This is a genomic window from Streptosporangium sp. NPDC023615 (assembly GCF_040640155.1).
Lineage (GTDB): Bacteria > Actinomycetota > Actinomycetes > Streptosporangiales > Streptosporangiaceae > Streptosporangium.
Genome location: NZ_JBFABE010000002.1, coordinates 91,317 through 108,563, shown reverse-complemented (window position 1 = coordinate 108,563; position 17,247 = coordinate 91,317). Strand labels below are relative to the sequence as shown.

Sequence of the window (17,247 nt, the reverse complement as noted above, 5' to 3'; positions counted from 1 at the left end):
CCGAACCGGGACGGGCGGGACGGTCAGGCGGGTCGTGGCTCGTGAAGCTGCGGCTCGGACCAGGCCGGAACGGTCAGCACGTCGCCGACGGCGAGTACGCCCGGACGCAGGACCGCGAACTTGATGCCGAACGCCACGCCGCCCCTGGCGGCACGGCGATAGGTGGCCAGGGTCCGGAGCGGCTCCGGGCCGGCCCCTTCGCCGCTCCGCTGGTCGACCAGCGTGACGGCGCAGCGGATCGCGAGCTTGGCGTACCCGAGCTCCACGTCGCCGGCGACGAGACGGTGGACGCGGTCCTCCACGTGAGGCTCGTCCCATCCGTCGACCACGATGTTCGGCCGGAACCTGGACATCGGCACCGGGGGCCCGCTCACGCGCCGGTTCAGGTCGTCCAGCGTGGCCCGGGAGAGGACGTGCACGGCGTCGCTGTCGGCGTAACCGGACGTTCCGGGCGTCCGGCCGTCGGTGACGCGGTCGTGCTCCGGCGGCACCCGCACCAGCCGGCTCCGTGAGCCGAGCACCGACGACACCCACTCGGCGGCCACCTCGCCCTGGTCGATCCCCCGGTAGCCCCTGCCGAACAGTTCCACCTCCCGGCGGGGGGAGTCCAGGTCGATCGTGATGCGCGTGTCCTCGAACCCGGGGGCGTGGAGGGCGAGCTTCTCACCGCCGGCGTCGACGACCGGCCGGATCAGCGCCAGCCGGGGGTCCTGGCGCTGGCTGCGGAACAGCCCGTCGGTGTCGATCACCATGAAGGCGCGGTCGTGGGCCAGTCCCGCGCGGGTCAGCCGCGTCTCGCTCAGCGCCGTCCCCGCGCAACCTTTGATCGGATACGAGATCAGCTCGCCTATCGTCGCCGTCATCGTCTCTCCCGCCGTCGTGTCGCCCGCACGCCGCGACCCTACGGCGGACACCGGACGGCGCACCAGAGACGACGGCCGTATCTGACATGAATATGTGAGGTTCGGCGACCGGTTCCCGGCGGCGTGGCTCCGTGGTCCTGCCGGACCGTCGCCCGCGGCGTGGCTCCGCGGCCTTGCGGGGCCGTTGCCGGCGACGCGACCTCGGGGTTCTCCGGGCCGGCGCCGGCGGCGTGCCCTCTCCTCACCCGCCGCCGAGGGGAGCGATCCGGCGCGCGCGGACCGCCTCGGCGGGCCGGGTGTCATGCGCGGGAGCGTTCGCTTCTAAGCTCTGGGTGTGGCCAAGTACTTCGACGTGCATCCCGACAGTCCCCAGCCGCGGCTGATCGGCCAGGTGGTCGACCTTCTGCGCGCGGACGGGTTGATCGCGTACCCCACGGACTCGGGGTACGCGCTGGGCTGCCAGCTGGGCAGCAGGGAGGGCATCGACCGGATCAGGGAGATCCGCGACCTCGGCGGCGACCACCACTTCACCCTGATCTGCCGGGACTTCGCGCAGTTCGGCAGGTTCGTTCATGTGAGCAACGCGCTGTTCCGCTCGGTCAAGGCGGCGACCCCCGGCGGGTACACGTTCATCCTGCCCGCGACCAAGGAGGTGCCGCGGCGGTTGCTGCATCCCCGCAAGAAGACGGTCGGCGTCCGGATCCCCGATCACGTCGTCACGCAGGCGCTGCTGGCCGAGCTCGGTGAACCGCTGGTGTCGAGCACCCTGCTGCTGCCCGACGAGACCGAGCCGCTGACCCAGGGCTGGGACATCAAGGAGAGGCTCGACCACGTGGTGGACGCCGTCATCGACTCCGGCGAGTGCGGCGCCACCCCGACGACGGTCGTCGACCTCTCGCAGGACGAGCCCGAGATCCTCCGCCGCGGCACCGGGGACCCGTCCCTCTTCGAGTAGGCGTCCGGTGGCGGAGCCCCGTCGCTCTTTCGACCGGTCTCACTCCGAGACGGCGACGTCTCCCGGCCCGAATCGTCGAACCCGGTTCCCACCACCCGCGGCGCCCCGGTGAAGCCGACCTCTTCCAGGTGTCTCAGCAGGGCGTGGACACTCCTCGACCAGGGACCGGCCTTCCGGAACACCGTCCGGCCCCGCCGGCTGACCGCCGTGCGGCCACCACCGGTCAACGGGACCTCCACCTCGTCGGGATCCGCGGCAGGACCGGTCATGGGACCCCCTGAGACAGGCGTGGACGAGCCGGTTCCCGATCGTGCCCCAGGACGTGCGTCCACGCACCTCCTTTTCGACCCCGCCTCACCCCGGCACAGCGGTCGCGACCGGGGCCGGGGCCGACGATCCGACGCGTCGGAGCCGCGCGACGTCAGACCGGCAACGGTCACGCCGGAGCCGTGGCGGTGCCGCCTGAGCCGGCGGCGGGGATCACCGCGAATACATAGATGCTGACGGATGGGCGGCACTGCTACCGTCAGCCTCATGCCTGGTACGGAGTTGCCGATCCTCGGCACGGAGCCTCTCGCGGTGGAGCTGGCCAACACGCTCTACGGCAGCGGGGAGGAACGGATCGACTTCCTGCGGACCGCCCGACGGATCGACGAGTGGTTCGCATCGGTCTCCGCGGAACACGGGGTGACGGCTCCGGCCGCGATGGGACGTGACGCCGAGCGCGTCCGGACGCTGCGCGACTGCGTGCACTCCCTGCTCTCCGCGGCCGTCGACGAGCGAACACCCGACGAGGCGTCGGTCGAACGGCTCAACGGCTTCGCGGCGGCGGCGCCGACCCATCTGCGGCTCGACTGGACCGGTGCCGGGGGGCCGGTCTCGCGGTGGCGCGACACCACCGTCGGCGGTACCGCGGTGCTCGGCCGGATCGCCACCTGCTGCATCGAGCTGCTGACCGGACCCGAGGCGGGGAAGGTACGGCGATGCCAGGGCCCCGGCTGCTCGCTGATCTTCATGAAGAGCCACCCGCGTCGCCGCTGGTGCCATCCCTCCTGCGGCCACAGGGACCGGCAGGCCCGGTACCACCGTCGGCACCTCACCACCTCCGGAGCGTCCTGATGATCACATGGCGTCGGCTCGACGAGCGGGACTTCCCACTGCTGAGGGAGTGGCTGGAGCAGCCGCACGTGGCCCGGTGGTGGAATCACGAGACCTCGGCGGAGGCGGTGGCACGTGACTTCGGCCCCGTCGCCAGGGGAGAGGAGCCGTCCGAGGACCTGCTCGCTCTCCTCGACGGCCGGCCGCTCGGCCTGGTCCAGCGGACGATGCTGGCCGACTACCCCGAGTACGTGGCCGAGCTGGCGCCCCTCCTCACCGTTCCCGAGGGTGCGATGAGCATCGACTACCTGATCGGCGATCCGGAGCAGGTCGGGCGCGGCCTCGGGCCGAGAATGATCCGCGACATCGTCGAGCGGACCTGGACGGAGATCCCGGCCGCCACCTGTGTCCTGGTTCCCGTGTCAACGGCCAACCGCGCGTCCTGGAGGGCACTGGAGAAGGCCGGGCTGCGCCGGGTCGCGGAAGGCGACCTGGAGCCGGACAACCCGATCGACGACCGCGCCCACTACGTGTACCGGATCGACCGGTCGGCGCGACCGGACCGGGACCGCGACCGGGTCGGCCCCTGACGGGAGGTCCGCCGGCCTCCGAACGCCCCCGGGAGGCTTCGGAGGCCTTCCCCTCCTCGCGCGCCCACGCGCCTCGGCGGTCGCCGCGGCGGCGCCGGAGGCCCGTTCCCCCGCAAGGCGGCCGCGGCGTCCGTCCACTCGGTCACCTCACCTCGACGGGAACCCGTTCGTCGCCCAGAGGCTCTGGGGACCTCCTGTTCCGGGTCAGGTGGACGTAGGCCAGCGCGCCCAGGAACAGGGCGATCGACGTCCACTGGTTCAGCCGCAGCCCGAGGATCTCGTTGGCCGGGTCGACGCGCAGGCCCTCGATCCAGAACCGGCCCGCGGTGTAGCCCGCCACGTACAGGGCGAAGAGCCGCCCGTGCCGCAGGGCGAAACGACCGCCGATCCAGATCAGCGCCAGCGCCAGCGCCAGGTTCCACAGCGACTCGTAGAGGAACGTGGGGTGGTACGTGGCGACGCCCGGCACGGTCCCAGGACGGCCCGCGTCGATCTCCAGCCCCCAGGGCAGGTCGGTGGGGCCGCCGAACAGCTCCTGGTTGAAGTAGTTGCACCACCGGCCGATGGCCTGACCGACGGCGACGGCCGGGGCCACGGTGTCGGCGACCGCGCTCAGGGCGATGCCCCGGCGACGGCAGGCGATCCACACGCCGACCCCGCCCAGGGCGACGGCGCCCCAGATGCTCAGCCCGCGCCAGCCGGGTCCCGAGTCGCTCCAGATCAGGATCGCGTCGATCGGCCGGTGGGGGGCGTCGGCCCCGAAGTACAACTGCCAGTCGGTGATGACGTGGTACAGCCGCGCCCCCACGAGACCGAACGGGATCCCCCACGTCGCCAGGTCCATCATGGTCCCCGGCGCCCCGCCGCGATTCCGCCAGCGGCGATCGGCGACGGCGACGGCCACCACGACCCCGAGCATGATGCAGAGCGTGTAACCGCGGATGGGCAACGGCCCCAGATACCAGACCCCTTCGGAGGGACTGGGAATGCCGGCGAGCATCATGGCAGGCAATCTAGTGCAGTCCGCCGCGATCACACATTCCACCGAAGTGCATACTTCGCGGATTTTCACCGCCCTGACGGCAGGCGTACGACAAACGCTCCTGTTCACCGACTCGAAGTCCACGGCCGCGGGTCGGGTAAGAGGTCTCACCGTTCGCGCACCCGGCTCAGAGTCGTTTCCCCACAGCCCTCGTGTGAGGTCGAGCGCCGTGCGTACGCCACTCCCGTCGTCATCGCCTCCGGCGGTCAGCCGACCGTTGTCGGAATGCCTCATGTACCGGGCACGGGCCCAGAACGGCCGATCACCCCACCGGAGCAGAGCCGGTTACACGACCCCGGCCCTCGGAACTCCCTAGTTGGACGGGTGCCACCACGCCGTGCACTTCGTGGACCCTCCGACGATTCTCCCGCAGGCGCGGAAAACCCAGCTGGTGTTGCCGTAGTTGATCGCCTTGGCGGCACTGGTGTTGGGCGAGCCGTTGTTCTGGACCTTGAAGGGGCCGCACTGGACATGGCCGTTGCCACCGGTGGTGCTCCAGTCCATCCAGACCTGGTCTCCCGGCTTGGTGGCACCAGTGATCTTGGCGAACGCGTGGTTCTGCAGGGGGCTGCCGATCCGTGCGACCAGCAGACCCGCCTGCCTTCCACTCCCCAGGCTGACGGATCTCTGCTGGCCCCCGGCCTGGTTGTAGGGGATGCTGAGGAAGTCGTACGTGGTGCAGTCCTGAATGGTCGCCTGCGCCGGCCCCGCGGTGGTCGTGAACAGCGCCGCGGCCGTTGCGAGAACAGCCGCTCCCCCTACCAGGCTCTTGAGTCGCATACCCATCCCCGTTCTTCCTGATCGCTTTCCTGTGACTCCTGGCACGAGGATCGCCGGGATCCGGACACAAGTCATTCCCTGTGAGTGCCAACTTGTTGACCACGCGTGCCGATGGAACACGCGACCGGACGGGCCTCGTTCGGATAGGGACCTCGCGGCCGGTGTGGTGGAGTCACTCCCGCGCACAGCCCTCGTGTGAGACCGGACGCCGTCCGTACGCCGTCCCGTGAAGAGAGACGCGCTCGCTCACTTCCTCGACGGGACGGTCCGGTCATGCTCACCGGGTTGTCCGGGATCATGTCGATCATGTGGCTCTGAGGGCCGGCCTCTTCGGCAGGCCGACCCGGCCGAAGCCTCCGGGCCTCGTCCTGGGAGGGGTCACCTTCGCGTTCGGAGCTCTGGTCCTGTCACAGGCGATGGCCGCGTCACGACGGCTCAACGGCTCGCCCGCCGGGGTCGGCGACCCGGACGGCGAATACGTCCTGGCGGCGTTCGCCGAGCTGTCGGGAGTGGTGGCCCTGCTGGTCGGCGCGGTGATTCTGATCGACCAGGGCGTCGCCGTCCGGCGTTCGCGGAAGACGGTCGTCCCGCATCCGTGAGCCGTCGATCGACGAAGAACATCGCCGCCTTTCGCGCAGCCGCCAAGAGATTGTCGCGGATTTTCATTAGAAGATATTTCTGTCGTGAAAACCTCTCAAAGAGGTATGTTTGCGCATGAAGAGCACTTTCTGCCGCCATGTAAGACATGTGGTGTTCGATGTGTTAAAAATTTAATAATTCATATTTAAGCACTCCAGATTTAACAAATATCTTCAAAAGGCGTCATATACTCTGATTAGTCTCCTCATCGTATGAGTCATTTACAGGAGGAGCGCTTTTGCCATCGAAGCTGAACCGTTTCGGTATGGCCGTGATCGCGGCGAGTCTCGTCGCGTTGGCGACCGTCAGTCCCGCACGCGCCGACTTCAACCCCATCAGCACGGAACCGACCGCGCCCTACGCCCAACCGGCGGACGCGAACGTTCCCCAGAGGGGGTGCGCCACGACGCTGACGGATCCCGCGAACGCCACCGGCAGCACCCCGGCGGTCCAGGTGATCTACGCCTGGCACGAGGGCAACGGGAACAACTACGAGGCCTACGCCGAGCGGATCGCCAAGATCGTCGACAGGATGGACTGGCTGCTCGACGAGTCGACCGACCATGACCAGCACGTCAAGCTGAGCTGCCGGACCGGGTACGGCACGGGCACCTACTCCGGTTACGCCCACGCGCTCGTGGTGCCCGAGAAGATCGAGGCCGCCGACGTCTCGGGCGAGACCGGCCCCGGCATCGTCGCCGACGACCTGGAGGCGGCGGGGTACGACAACGCCAACCGCACCTACGTGGTGTTCGAGGACTTCGACGGGACGGCGACCGCGCACTGCGGCGGCGTCTGCGTGGCGACCTCCAACGAGTGGGACAGCGGCACCATGATGCACGAGCTGATCCACCTCTACGAGGTCGACCACGCGAAGGTCAGCGAGGTGCCGGGCGTTCTCGCGGTCAACGACGTCATGACCAGCCAGTACAACGACTGGCAGATCGACCAGGAGTTCAACACCTACTACGACCCGAGCGAGCTCTCGGCGCTGTTCCACACCTCCAACCATCCCGACACGCGTCATCTCAACCTCGCGGCCTGGTCGCGCTTCACCGTGCCGACGTGCTGCGACGTGGGCTACAGCAACGACCTGCTGACCGCCCAGGAACGCACGATCGAGTCGCAGGCGCCGTACGGGACCCCCTCGGGGTTCACCGTCTCCGGGGGCGGCTGGACGCAGGTCACCCCGCCGGGCCCGGACGGGGCGACCTCGGCCCGCTACTACGACGGCCGGCGCTCGCTGACGATGAACGTCCAGTCCTACGCCGACGGGTTCGTGTCGGTCACCCGCAGGCCCGCGGTGACGGCCGGGCAGCGCTACAAGTTCTTCGCCCGGCTGACCACCCCGACCTCCGGCAACGTCAAGCTGCGCCTGTCCTGGTACAACTCCTCCAACGCCCTGATATCGACCAGTGACAGCCCCTCCCGCGCGCTGTCGTCGAGCTGGCAGGAGTACTCGGTGTCGGCGGTCGCGCCCACCGGGGCGGCCACCGTGCGGCTGTCGGTGGTGAGCCCCTCCGGCCAGAACTTCGCCTACCTGCTCGACAGCCTCCAGCTCAACCGGTGCGACAACGGCCGGACCGTCGACGGATGCCGCATCGACGGCTGACCCTCGGCGGGAACGTAGTGCGCGGCGCCGGCGGGGCATCCCCGCCGGCGCCGTCGCTCTTGGGGGCGTGAGCTGGGGAAGGACACCCCAGGCGCCGAGCTTCCCCGGAGAACCGGGGACGTACCCGCCGGAGATGTTGCGGTGGCTCCTCGCGGGGAGGCTCAGGCCGGAGAGGTTCGACTGTCACAGGCGTCGCGGGCGTTGGAATAAGCATGGCCGTAGAGGCCTGCCGACGAGATCGGCAGCAAGAGTAGGCCATGCGTTGGAAGGTCTCCCGAACGGGCTGCCACGCCTTTGAGGGCCGTCTGATCCGGCATGATCGCCTCGGATGTCTCAGCTGAGCGGTACTTCGAAGACGACAGGTCCATGTGGAGCCGGTGGCCCGCTCAGAGAGAGCGCTCGAGCTTCAGAAAACACAGGTGGCCAAAATATCTGCTCTATCTGCAGTTTGTGTTTGTATCGGGAACTGGTGCCGCGCAGGTGTCGCGAGGCAGGAAGATATCCGTTGTCGAAATTATCGACCAGTTTGACGAACCCTTCTCCCCATAGATCGCACATGCCTTTGAACGCCGACCGGTCGGCGGTGCGCATCTCCATGGATGCAGTGACCCGGAGACCCGCCGCCCCGAACGTGAGAGTGTCCAGCGTGACCCTCATGTCGTCGGCAGTACGGGGTGTGCGGAGCTTCATCTGCCGAAGATTGGGCCCAGGATCTTGAGGCAATGCCCTGAGAGTTAACACCATCGCCAGACGAAGCGCCTCGGTGCATGCCTCGTCAACCTTGTTCTCAAGAACCCAAGAAAAAGGATCTCGTTGCGTCGCATGGTCCAACACCTCGGCCAGCAGACCGTACCTGCTCCCACGACAAACCTTTGTGACCAGAGGCAGGAGTGCAGTTCGTGACTGGATGTCGCGTATCTGCACCAGGACGTCGCCGGGGATCGGTAGCCAGTCGATGGCTGTTGCCGCCGCGTTCAGTCGGGCGAGGTGCTGTTCCGGGCTGCTGGCTCCAGATGCCTGCGCTCGACGGACTCCCGCCATCAGGCCGTAGAGACCGTGCAGCTGAGTGCGAAGGACAAATGTCACGCAGCGTTCGGTGTGTTCACGACGCGCCCAGGCAACCAGATCGGCCGCCGGTGGTTGTTTACCGGCCTGGGCAAGAAGAACGGCCGCGTCGTGCTCTCGGGGCAAGGGGGCGATGGTACCGGGAGGAAGCCGACGGATCGCGACGAGGCTTTCTCGTATCGCCGGTGTAAGCAATGGCATGCCGATCTCCTCCCGGTGGTGGGGTCGGATTCAGATGTCTACCAGGAAACAGTCGTGCTGCTTGTGGGGTTGACGATGGTGCAACCGCCTCCCCACACGAGGTTGACGTCCCCGGACATCCCGCTGGTCACATAACCTGAACCGGTGAACGGGGCATTGTACGCGGCATAGGTCGACGACCAGGGCCAGCTGGAATCCATCCAATTCCCGGTTGTCGATTCGTCGTGGTTGGCCCACTTAATGTAGAGATGGTGACCGGCCACCGCTCCCAGGGAAGAAGAGTAGCCGTAATGGAAGCCGGCATGTCCTTGCCCCGCGTTGTACAGGTAGAGCCGGGCTGTTCCGCAACGGCCAACGCGCTCATCTTGGATGTTGACTCCCTCTTGTGCCCGGTCGACGGCGCGTCCGTCCTTTGTGCAGATGTCGTGCTCGACGGCATACTTCGCAGCTGAACTCGACAAGCTGGAGCAGTCCAGCACCATTGCCGCCTCCCGGACCGTCACCTCGTTGCGGGAGGGTGGGGTGGGTTCAGGGGCGGCCTGCGCCGGCGTGGTCATAGCGATCGAACCCACCAGCGTGACGAGTGTCACCAGAAGGGCGCCGAATCATTTGACAAACATGGAGTATTCTCCTCCTTGCATCGTTTGATGTGCCACGGGCGTGGATCGCTTGGGAAGGCTTCTCGCCCGTGGCTTTAATTTTTCGCCGTTCAGTGTTCTTTCGCCTACTTTCTCCTCTTTGTATCTAAGTGGGGGATGTGGGGTTCTTCGTGCGAGTAAAACGATAAGTCAGATCGGCTGCGCGGGGCAAGGCGAACCTCGTCTGACGCGCATGTCAGGTCATCGGTAAAGGTGCCGGTGAATAGTAACGAAAACTTCCCGATCGAGATCTTGCAGGTCAGTAATTTTGGCCCCGGATAATCGAATAAGGGTCGATGTGCACCGAATTTAAACTCTGTTGTTTTGGTCATCCGGAACAAGCGGCACGTGGGCGCCCCATGGGGCGCGTCGCCCTGACGGAGGCTCGCGGCTCTCTTCGCTCGCACGTACTTTGGTGGTCTGCGCTTCGGGAGGGCGGCGGGACTCGCAAGAAGGACTGTCGCCTTTCGGGGTCCTGCTGGGGGGCGCTCGCCCTGGAGAGGGCCAAGCCGCAGAGCAACAAGCGGCTCACAGACTCGGGGGAGACCCACGACGAGCGCGGCCTCAAGCACCGGGGCGAGAAGGAGACGCGGCAGGTGTCGATTCCACCGGAGTTGGTGGCCACCCTGCGTGATCACATCGGCCGTCACGGTGTCACCGCAGATGAACGGCTCTTCCGGACCCGTACGGGCGGACCGATCTCCGGGCCGGCGTACACCAAGGCGCCGGGCACGCGCCGGAAGCCGCAGGGAAGCCGCGGGGAAGGCCGGGCACGCGGTGGACATGATGCTCAGGGGCCGCGCCACGTGCATCGACGACCGGTGCGAGTGCGGCCGACCAGAGAATCTTGGCCGCACTCGTCACGTGACATGGATCATGCTCCACGAAGGACCGCGGGACACTTTGGGGTCCTTCGTCGTTCCGGCCCCGGAATCGCCGCGCAGGGCTCCGGAATCCCCGCCCTACCTGGGAAAATGGGACCTCGGCCATTCCGGGTGTGTCCCGCGACCGGTGGTATACGGCTGCTTTCGGCCACCTGCGGTTGCCTGAGGGATGCGTGCCCCCGGCAAGCGAAAGACCAGGTCAACGTGTGGATGACCTGGTCCTGGCAGCGCACCCTGCAGGATTCGAACCTGCGACCGTCGGATTAGAAGTCCGATGCTCTATCCAGCTGAGCTAAGGGTGCTCCCGCTCAATTGTGCATGATCCGGGGAGTGCCCACGTATCGGTTTCTCGCCTGTGTCGCGAAGGTCACTCCACGATTCGGTCATCTCCCGGCGGGTGGCCTTCCCTCCCGCCTGGTGAGGGCGGGGTGCCGGCCGTGGCGCCGGAACCTGCGGGACCGCCTGCCGATCCGCCGAGGCCTTCCGGATGCCTCGTCGCACCGAGGCGGTCTGCCCGAATCGTTCCCGTGCGGAGGCGGACCGGTCTACGCTCGTATGCCATGTTCGTCGCCACGGTCCGAGAGGAGATCCCCCTGCTGGGGGGTGACGTCACCGAGGGGGTCGTGCGGGTCGGGGACACCGTACGCCGTCCTCGCAGGCCCTCCACGGAGTCGGTGCACGCGTTGCTGCGTCATCTGGAGCGGTCCGGGTTCGAGGGCGCTCCCCGGGCGCTGGGGGTGGACGAGCTGGGCCGGGAGGTGCTGAGCTACGTCGAGGGTGAGTCCGCGGCCAGGCCGCTGCCCGCGTACGCGCTCACCGACGGGGCGCTGGCCGAGCTGGCACGGCTGCTGCGGCGGTTCCACGACGCCGCCGAGGGGTTCGTCCCGCCCGAGGGGGCCCGCTGGGAGGCGGGGTCCAACGACGACGCGGCCCCGGCCCTGGTCGGGCACTGCGACGTCAACCTCGACAACGTGATCTTCCGCGACGGGCTCCCGGCGGCGTTGATCGACTTCGACATGGCCAGGCCGACGACCAGGCTGTTCGACGTGGTGACCACGCTGCGGCACTGGGCGCCGATCGCCGACCCGGTGGATCTGGAGCCGCTCCAGCGCGAGCTGGAGGTCGGCCCGAGGCTCCGGCTGTTCTGCGACGCGTACGGCCTGGCGGCCCGTGACCGGCGCCGCCTGCTGGATCTCGCCCGGCTTCGCTTCGACCGTTCCTACCACGCGATGCGGGCCAAGGCCGAGGGCGACCGCGCGCGCGGCGGGTGGGCGCGGATGTGGGCGGGCGGGGCGGGTGAGCGCATCCGGCGGGCCTGCGCCTGGCTGGAGAGCCACCAGGATGAGCTCCATGAGCATCTGGTGTAGGGGATCGAAGGACGGGCGCCGGCGTGGGCCCGGCAGGGCCGAAGGGCTGGGGATGCTCGCCGGTGTCGCGATCGACGCCGTGCTCGCCGATCCCCGGCGCGGGCACCCGGTCGCGCTGTTCGGCACCGCCGCCGCCGGGATGGAGCGGCGGCTGTACGGCGACGACCGCCTCCGGGGCGTGGCGCACGTGGCCGCGTGCGTCGTCCCGGTGGCGCTGCTCGGCCTCGCCGCGACCGGGCCGCGTCATCCGGTGGTGCGGGCCGCGCTGAGCGCGGTCGCGACCTGGGCCGTCATCGGCGGCACCACGCTGGGCCGGGAGGGTACGGCGATGGCCTCCCTCCTGGAGAAAGACGATCTGGACGGGGCCCGGGGGAGGCTGCCGCACCTGTGCGGGCGCGACCCGTCCGGGCTGGAGGCGGCGGGGCTCGCCAGGGCCACCGTCGAGTCGATCGCGGAGAACACCTCCGACGCGGTCGTGGCGCCGCTGTTCTGGGGGGCGGTGGCCGGGGTGCCCGGCCTGCTGGCGTACCGCGCGATCAACACGCTGGACGCGATGGTCGGTCACCGCGACGCGCGCTACGAGCGTTTCGGCTGGGCCGCGGCCCGTCTCGACGACGCGGCCAACCTCGTGCCCGCCCGGATCACCGGGGTGCTCGCCGCGCTCGGCGCCCCCCTGGTGGGAGGGTCGGTACGGCGGGCGGCGACGGTGCTGCGCAGGGACGGCCACCGCCATCCCAGTCCCAACGCGGGCCGCTGCGAGGCGGCCTTCGCGGGCGCGCTGGACCGCACGCTGGGCGGGGTGAACGTGTACGGGACCCGCGTGGAGCACCGGCCGGAGATGGGCGACGGGCCCGCGCCCGAGGTCGCCGACATCCGCCGGTCCGTGCGGCTGGCGCGGGCGGTGGGGCTGGGGGCAGCCGCCCTGGCGGTCGCGGCCCTGCTGCGGCGCCGGTAGCCGGGGGCCGTGGACACGGAGGCGGTGAACACGGAGGCCGGTGGAGAGGTGGATCGGCGAACACGAGACCGGTGGGGGCAGGGGCCGGTGGGGGCGGAGGCCGGTGGGCGGTGAGGTCACCCGGACCGGCATGCTGGTCGGCATGACGGCCGACTTCACCGCGGGGCCTCCCGCGACCCCGATCCCCCCCGATCCGATCCACCGTACGCGGGCCGGAGACGGGGCGTGAAGGGGGCGCTGCTGGTCGCCGGGACCACCTCCGACGCGGGCAAGAGCGTCGTCACCGCCGGGATCTGCCGCTGGCTGGCCCGCCAGGGCGTGAAGGTCGCGCCGTACAAGGCGCAGAACATGTCGCTGAACTCGTTCGTCACCGCCGACGGCGCCGAGATCGGCCGGGCGCAGGCGATGCAGGCCGCCGCGTGCGGGCTGGAGCCGTCCGCGGACATGAACCCGATCCTGCTCAAGCCGGGCAGCGACCGGCGCAGCCAGGTCGTGGTCATGGGCAGGCCGATGGCCGAGGTCGACGCCATGGAGTACTGGGACGTCAAGGAGCGGCTCCGCCAGGTCGCGGTGGAGGCGCTCGAGCGGCTGCGCGGCGCGTACGACGTGGTGGTCTGCGAGGGCGCGGGCAGCCCGGCGGAGATCAACCTGCGCAGGGGGGACATCGCGAACATGGGTCTGGCCCGCGCCGCGAACCTGCCGGTGATCGTGGTCGGGGACATCGACAGGGGCGGGGTCTTCGCCTCGCTGTACGGGACGGTGGCGCTGCTGGAGCCCGACGACCAGGCGCTGATCGCCGGGTTCGTGATCAACAAGTTCCGCGGCGCTCCCGAACTCCTCGCGCCCGGCCTGGACATGATCCGGGAGCTGACCGGACGGCCGGTGTACGGGGTGCTGCCCTGGCTGGACGGCCTCTGGCTGGACGTCGAGGACTCGCTGGCGCTGGAGAACCGGCCCGCGATCGGGACACGGGCCCCGCACGGCCGGCAGACCCTGCGGGTGGCGGTGGTACGGCTGCCGAGGATCTCCAACTTCACCGACGTGGACGCGCTGGCGGCCGAGCCGGGGGTGACGGTCCGCTTCGTGACCTCGCCCGGCGAGCTGGAGGACGCCGACCTGGTGGTGCTGCCCGGCTCCCGGGCCACGGTCTCGGACCTGGCCTGGCTGCGTGCCACCGGCCTGGCCGGCGCCCTGCCGGGACGGGTCGTGCTGGGGATCTGCGGCGGCTACCAGATGCTCGCCCGGAGCATCCGCGACGACGTCGAGTCCGGCGCCGGTGCGGTCGAGGGGCTGGGGCTGCTGCCCGCGACGGTGGAGTTCGCCCGGGACAAGACGCTGGGCCGCCCGGTCGGTTCCGCGTACGGCCACCGGGTCGAGGCGTACGAGATCCACCACGGCACGGTGACGACCGACGGCGGCGAGCCCTTCCTGGACGGCTGCCGGAGCGGCACGGTGTGGGGGACCACCTGGCACGGCGCCCTGGAGAACGACGGCTTCCGCCGGGCGTTCCTCGCCGACGTGGCCGCGCTCTCCGGACGGGACTTCGTCCCGGCGCCGGACGTGTCGTTCGCCGCGCTGCGCGAGGAGAGGCTGGACGCGCTCGGGGACCTGATCGAGCGGAACGTCGACACCGGCGCCCTGCTCCGGCTGCTGGAGGGCGGGGCGCCGCCGGGACTCCCGACCCTGCCGCCGGGCGGGGCCGGACGCCGGGCCCCGGACTTCTCGGGCGGTGGGTGAGAGGCGGGGCCCGGGCTTCCGGGACGCGGGGCAGGACGTGGGGCCTCGGGCTTCTCGGGCGGTGGGTGAGCGGGGGTCCCCCCACCGCCGAAGGAGATCCGGTGCTTTCTGCGGGTAAAGTCGCCAGTGCCCCCGCCGGTCTCGGCGGGGTCGACAGGGGAGGTCGCCGATGGGCCGCTTCATGATGATGCTCTTCGTCATCGCCGTGATCGCCGCGGTGGTCTTCGGGGTGGTTCTGCTGATGCGCGCCTCGGCGGCCCGCGCGTCCGCGGCCCGTGAGCCCGCCGACGACCCGAGGGCGATCCTCAAGCGCCGCTACGCGGCCGGGGAGATCGACGAGGACGAGTACCTCCGCCGCATGTCGGGCCTGTCCCAGGACTGGTAGGCCGTCGGGCACGGCGGGTCGTCCGGCCGCCGGACGGCGTGGTCCCCGGTCCGCCGCAGCCGGTGGTCGGCCGAGGCCGTGCGATCAGGGGCGATCAGGGGCGAGCCGGTGGTTGCCGGGCCCGTCGCGGCCGGTGGCCGTGGACGGGGTGCTCAGGGCGTGGGAGCCGGGGTCGGCCGGTTCTCGGCGATCCAGGCGTCGATCTCGTCCCAGTGGTCGAAGAGCCAGCGGATCTGTTCCTCCCGGTCGCGGGGCACGTCGGCCGCCTGCACGCGCCACCACTTGGCCTTGATCTCGGCGCTGACCGGGAGGCGGTGCCAGATGTCGCCCAGGGTGACCAGATCGTCGAGGCCGGTGTGCGCGACGAAGACCACGTCCGCCTCCGGGCAGGCCTCGATCGCGGCGATGGCCCCGTTGGGGCGGGGGGCCATCAGGTGCTCCAGCCTCCGGGCTCGCGCGGCCTCGGCGGCCAGGCCCCTCTGCTCCAGCCGCAGGATGGCCCGCCAGCGGCGTTTCGGGGTGAAGTTGCCGCCCTCGGGAAAGATCACCAGGGCGTCGTCGGCGTCCATGTCCGAGGACAGGCGGCGGATCTCGTCGAGGATGCCGCTCTCGCCGGCCCTGTGGTGGACGAAGGCGTTCGGCAGGCGGTTGATCACCACGTCCAGCGAGGGGTCGAACTGCAGGGCCGCCTTCATCACGATCCTCGGACGCCTGTTGTAGCCGGTGAGGAGATGGTGGATGAGCAGGAACGAGTCACCCGGACCGGCGTGACGCGACAGCACGATGACGGGGCGGGTCAGGCGCCGGGAGAGCTCGTCGGAGGTCGGTGCCGGCTCGTCGACCTCGACGCTCAGACGGAAGATCCGCACGGCGGCCTCGTAGATCTTGGCCAGGAACCACCGGATCAGCTCGTAGTGGCGTTCCTGGTACTCGTCCCGGTTGAGGCGGGCGCCGAACCCGTTGGCCACCCACAGGCCCAGACAGGCGCCCAGCAGCATCGACTCCAGCGTCAGCCAGGCCACCGCGAACCAGACCAGCCGGGTGCCGCGCCGCTGCGGGGGCGGCAGCCGGAGCGAGGCCGCGGTCACCACCAGCAGCCAGATCGGGAGCGTGATCACCGCTCCCACCGCGAGTACGACGATCAGCGGGGCGAGGACCAGGCGGCGGATGATGCGAGGAGGCAGCACGGGCGGCTCCTGCCGGTGCGGAGGTGCGGTGTGGTCTTGGGTTCCTCACGAGCGACGGTCGGGCGATCGGGTGACGGCCGGGCGGCGGCGATGCGGCGACGGGACGAGGTGGCGAGATGAAGGCGGTGAGGCGGTGAGGCGGTGAGGCGGGTGGACGGGTGGCCGGGTGGACGGGTGACGGTCGGGCGGTCGGAGGTGGGTGGTTCAGGAAGCCGTGTCGGGTCCGGGTGGGTCCGTTCGGCTCCCGGCGGGCGCCTGCCGGGCCAGATAGTCGGCCGAGGCCCGGTACGCCCGTTCGATGTATTCAGATATATGCGATAAATCCCGATAACGCAGTTGGGAGAGATCCACACCCGGGCGTGCCTCGCCCCCCGAGGGCAGCACGTGAACCTCGATGTCGTCCGGCAGGCTGGCCATCTCCTCGGTGAAGCGGTGCCGCCGGGCGATCTCGAAGGCGGTCATGCCGACCTCCCACGGCCGCCTCGGCACCGTCAGGGGGCGCTCGATCCGGCCCACGTGCAGGACGTAGACCCGGCGCGCGCCCAGGGCGACGGCACGGCCGATCGGGATGCTGTGCACCAGCCCGCCGTCGAGGAAGTGGTCGTCGCCGACGCGGATCGGCGGCAGCAGGCCGGGAACGGCGCAGGAGGCCAGGACCGCCTCGACCACGGGCCCCTGGGTGAACCAGTGCGCGGCGGCGCGCTCGACGCAGGCGGCCACGCACTGGAACGGCACGGCCAGGTCCTCGATGCGCGAGACCGGGAGCGTCCGGGCCAGCAGGCCGCGCAGAGGCTCGGCGGAGTGCAGGTGGGTGCCGCTCCTGGCGAGGGTGGACAACCGCGTCACCCACGAGCCCCCGAACGCCGTACGGACGATCTCCGAGCTCCACAGGGTGGTCAGGCGCGCGACCGCGTCACCGGGGGCGGCGGCGACCACGACGCCGTTCAGCGCGCCCACGGAGGTGCCGACGATCACGTCCGGCTTGATGCCCGCCTCGTCGAGCGCCCGCAGCATTCCCACCTCGTGGGCGCCCATGACGCCCCCGCCCCCCAGGACGAAGGCGGTGTCCACGCTCATCGGTTCTCCTCGAGAGTGGAGGAAACGCGGCCCGGTGCCGCGATCCGGTGTGGGCATCACCATAGACCGCGCCGGCGACCGCCGCGCCCGCGAGGTGCTCGGGGGCCGGGCCGCCGGCCCGTACGTCGCGCCGGTTCCGGATCCGCGCAGCGAAGGGGCGGCCAACTGTCGG

Annotated in this window: 17 protein-coding genes and 1 tRNA gene; 10 read left to right on the top strand and 8 right to left on the bottom strand. The window is 69.9% G+C overall.

Annotated features, from left to right (window positions below; genetic code table 11):
- Positions 1 to 23: 23 nt before the first annotated feature.
- Complete coding sequence (locus AB0G16_RS01945) at positions 24 to 863, bottom strand: MOSC N-terminal beta barrel domain-containing protein (RefSeq protein WP_362797331.1); 840 nt, start codon at positions 861 to 863, stop codon at positions 24 to 26.
- A gap of 334 nt (positions 864 to 1,197) precedes the next feature.
- Between AB0G16_RS01945 and AB0G16_RS01940 the strand changes: the two genes are divergently transcribed.
- The 3 genes from AB0G16_RS01940 (at position 1,198) to AB0G16_RS01930 (ending at position 3,506) form a co-directional block, all read left to right on the top strand.
- Positions 1,198 to 1,818 carry an L-threonylcarbamoyladenylate synthase gene (locus AB0G16_RS01940; RefSeq protein WP_362797329.1) on the top strand — a complete coding sequence of 207 codons (621 nt, stop codon included), beginning with the start codon at positions 1,198 to 1,200 and terminating at the stop codon, positions 1,816 to 1,818.
- A 534-nt stretch (positions 1,819 to 2,352) separates the two neighbouring features.
- Positions 2,353 to 2,937, top strand: a complete 585-nt coding sequence (locus tag AB0G16_RS01935; RefSeq protein ID WP_362797327.1) for an ABATE domain-containing protein — start codon at positions 2,353 to 2,355, stop codon at positions 2,935 to 2,937.
- A complete protein-coding gene (locus tag AB0G16_RS01930) occupies positions 2,937 to 3,506 on the top strand; it encodes a GNAT family N-acetyltransferase (protein ID WP_362797325.1) in 570 nt (189 codons plus the stop codon). The genes AB0G16_RS01935 and AB0G16_RS01930 overlap by 1 nt, the downstream gene beginning before the upstream one ends.
- A 142-nt stretch (positions 3,507 to 3,648) precedes the next feature.
- Here the strand turns inward: AB0G16_RS01930 and lgt are convergent, their stop codons facing one another.
- Together lgt and AB0G16_RS01920 are read right to left on the bottom strand one after the other, a co-directional pair.
- On the bottom strand, positions 3,649 to 4,509 hold the full coding sequence (gene lgt, locus AB0G16_RS01925; protein ID WP_362797323.1) for a prolipoprotein diacylglyceryl transferase: 861 nt from the start codon (positions 4,507 to 4,509) through the stop codon (positions 3,649 to 3,651).
- 351 nt (positions 4,510 to 4,860) lie between these two features.
- A complete protein-coding gene (locus tag AB0G16_RS01920) occupies positions 4,861 to 5,328 on the bottom strand; it encodes a hypothetical protein (RefSeq protein ID WP_362797321.1) in 468 nt (155 codons plus the stop codon).
- Between the two features lie 308 nt (positions 5,329 to 5,636).
- On the opposite strand from AB0G16_RS01920, the gene AB0G16_RS01915 reads away from it, so the two are divergent.
- Together AB0G16_RS01915 and AB0G16_RS01910 are read left to right on the top strand one after the other, a co-directional pair.
- Positions 5,637 to 5,927, top strand: coding sequence for a hypothetical protein (locus AB0G16_RS01915; RefSeq protein WP_362797319.1), 291 nt, complete (start codon positions 5,637 to 5,639; stop codon positions 5,925 to 5,927).
- A 278-nt stretch (positions 5,928 to 6,205) separates the two neighbouring features.
- The gene (locus tag AB0G16_RS01910; protein ID WP_362797317.1) at positions 6,206 to 7,579 is read left to right on the top strand and encodes a hypothetical protein; all 1,374 of its coding nucleotides are present in this window, start codon (positions 6,206 to 6,208) and stop codon (positions 7,577 to 7,579) included.
- A 333-nt stretch (positions 7,580 to 7,912) separates the two neighbouring features.
- Here the strand turns inward: AB0G16_RS01910 and AB0G16_RS01905 are convergent, their stop codons facing one another.
- The 3 genes from AB0G16_RS01905 to AB0G16_RS01895 form a co-directional block, all read right to left on the bottom strand.
- Positions 7,913 to 8,845: a hypothetical protein gene (locus AB0G16_RS01905; RefSeq protein ID WP_362797315.1), complete on the bottom strand. Its 933-nt coding sequence runs from the start codon at positions 8,843 to 8,845 to the stop codon at positions 7,913 to 7,915.
- A gap of 38 nt (positions 8,846 to 8,883) precedes the next feature.
- Positions 8,884 to 9,435, bottom strand: a complete 552-nt coding sequence (locus AB0G16_RS01900; RefSeq protein ID WP_362797313.1) for a hypothetical protein — start codon at positions 9,433 to 9,435, stop codon at positions 8,884 to 8,886.
- A gap of 1,160 nt (positions 9,436 to 10,595) precedes the next feature.
- Positions 10,596 to 10,669, bottom strand: a tRNA-Arg gene (locus AB0G16_RS01895).
- Positions 10,670 to 10,927: 258 nt separating this feature from the next.
- Here AB0G16_RS01895 and AB0G16_RS01890 point away from each other — a divergent pair.
- From AB0G16_RS01890 to AB0G16_RS01870, 5 genes are all read left to right on the top strand, one after another.
- Positions 10,928 to 11,734 carry an aminoglycoside phosphotransferase family protein gene (locus AB0G16_RS01890; protein ID WP_362797311.1) on the top strand — a complete coding sequence of 269 codons (807 nt, stop codon included), beginning with the start codon at positions 10,928 to 10,930 and terminating at the stop codon, positions 11,732 to 11,734.
- Positions 11,718 to 12,689: a cobalamin biosynthesis protein gene (locus AB0G16_RS01885; RefSeq protein WP_362797310.1), complete on the top strand. Its 972-nt coding sequence runs from the start codon at positions 11,718 to 11,720 to the stop codon at positions 12,687 to 12,689. The genes AB0G16_RS01890 and AB0G16_RS01885 overlap by 17 nt, the downstream gene beginning before the upstream one ends.
- 40 nt (positions 12,690 to 12,729) lie before the next feature.
- Complete coding sequence (locus tag AB0G16_RS01880) at positions 12,730 to 12,918, top strand: hypothetical protein (RefSeq protein WP_362797308.1); 189 nt, start codon at positions 12,730 to 12,732, stop codon at positions 12,916 to 12,918.
- The gene (locus AB0G16_RS01875; RefSeq protein WP_362797306.1) at positions 12,915 to 14,426 is read left to right on the top strand and encodes a cobyric acid synthase; all 1,512 of its coding nucleotides are present in this window, start codon (positions 12,915 to 12,917) and stop codon (positions 14,424 to 14,426) included. The genes AB0G16_RS01880 and AB0G16_RS01875 overlap by 4 nt, the downstream gene beginning before the upstream one ends.
- 169 nt (positions 14,427 to 14,595) lie before the next feature.
- On the top strand, positions 14,596 to 14,811 hold the full coding sequence (locus AB0G16_RS01870) for an SHOCT domain-containing protein (protein WP_362797304.1): 216 nt from the start codon (positions 14,596 to 14,598) through the stop codon (positions 14,809 to 14,811).
- 152 nt (positions 14,812 to 14,963) lie between these two features.
- On the opposite strand, the gene AB0G16_RS01865 is transcribed toward AB0G16_RS01870, so the two are convergent.
- Together AB0G16_RS01865 and AB0G16_RS01860 are read right to left on the bottom strand one after the other, a co-directional pair.
- Entirely contained in the window at positions 14,964 to 15,998 is a 1,035-nt protein-coding gene (locus AB0G16_RS01865) for a 1-acyl-sn-glycerol-3-phosphate acyltransferase (protein WP_362797302.1), read from the bottom strand.
- Positions 15,999 to 16,202: 204 nt separating this feature from the next.
- Positions 16,203 to 17,075 (bottom strand): patatin-like phospholipase family protein, encoded by an 873-nt coding sequence (locus AB0G16_RS01860; RefSeq protein WP_362797300.1) that lies wholly within the window; start codon positions 17,073 to 17,075, stop codon positions 16,203 to 16,205.
- Between the last annotated feature and the right edge of the window lie 172 nt (positions 17,076 to 17,247).

Excerpts from the sequence above, each read along its gene's own strand:
- lgt (WP_362797323.1), bottom strand. The coding sequence starts at position 4,509 with ATGATGCTCGCCGGCATTCCCAGTCCCTCCGAAGGGGTCTGGTATCTG.
- AB0G16_RS01935 (WP_362797327.1), top strand. The coding sequence starts at position 2,353 with ATGCCTGGTACGGAGTTGCCGATCCTCGGCACGGAGCCTCTCGCGGTG.
- AB0G16_RS01890 (WP_362797311.1), top strand. The coding sequence starts at position 10,928 with ATGTTCGTCGCCACGGTCCGAGAGGAGATCCCCCTGCTGGGGGGTGAC.
- AB0G16_RS01870 (WP_362797304.1), top strand. The coding sequence starts at position 14,596 with ATGGGCCGCTTCATGATGATGCTCTTCGTCATCGCCGTGATCGCCGCG.
- AB0G16_RS01930 (WP_362797325.1), top strand. The coding sequence starts at position 2,937 with ATGATCACATGGCGTCGGCTCGACGAGCGGGACTTCCCACTGCTGAGG.
- AB0G16_RS01945 (WP_362797331.1), bottom strand. The coding sequence starts at position 863 with ATGACGGCGACGATAGGCGAGCTGATCTCGTATCCGATCAAAGGTTGC.
- AB0G16_RS01885 (WP_362797310.1), top strand. The coding sequence starts at position 11,718 with ATGAGCATCTGGTGTAGGGGATCGAAGGACGGGCGCCGGCGTGGGCCC.
- AB0G16_RS01860 (WP_362797300.1), bottom strand. The coding sequence starts at position 17,075 with ATGAGCGTGGACACCGCCTTCGTCCTGGGGGGCGGGGGCGTCATGGGC.
- AB0G16_RS01905 (WP_362797315.1), bottom strand. The coding sequence starts at position 8,845 with ATGCCATTGCTTACACCGGCGATACGAGAAAGCCTCGTCGCGATCCGT.
- AB0G16_RS01920 (WP_362797321.1), bottom strand. The coding sequence starts at position 5,328 with ATGCGACTCAAGAGCCTGGTAGGGGGAGCGGCTGTTCTCGCAACGGCC.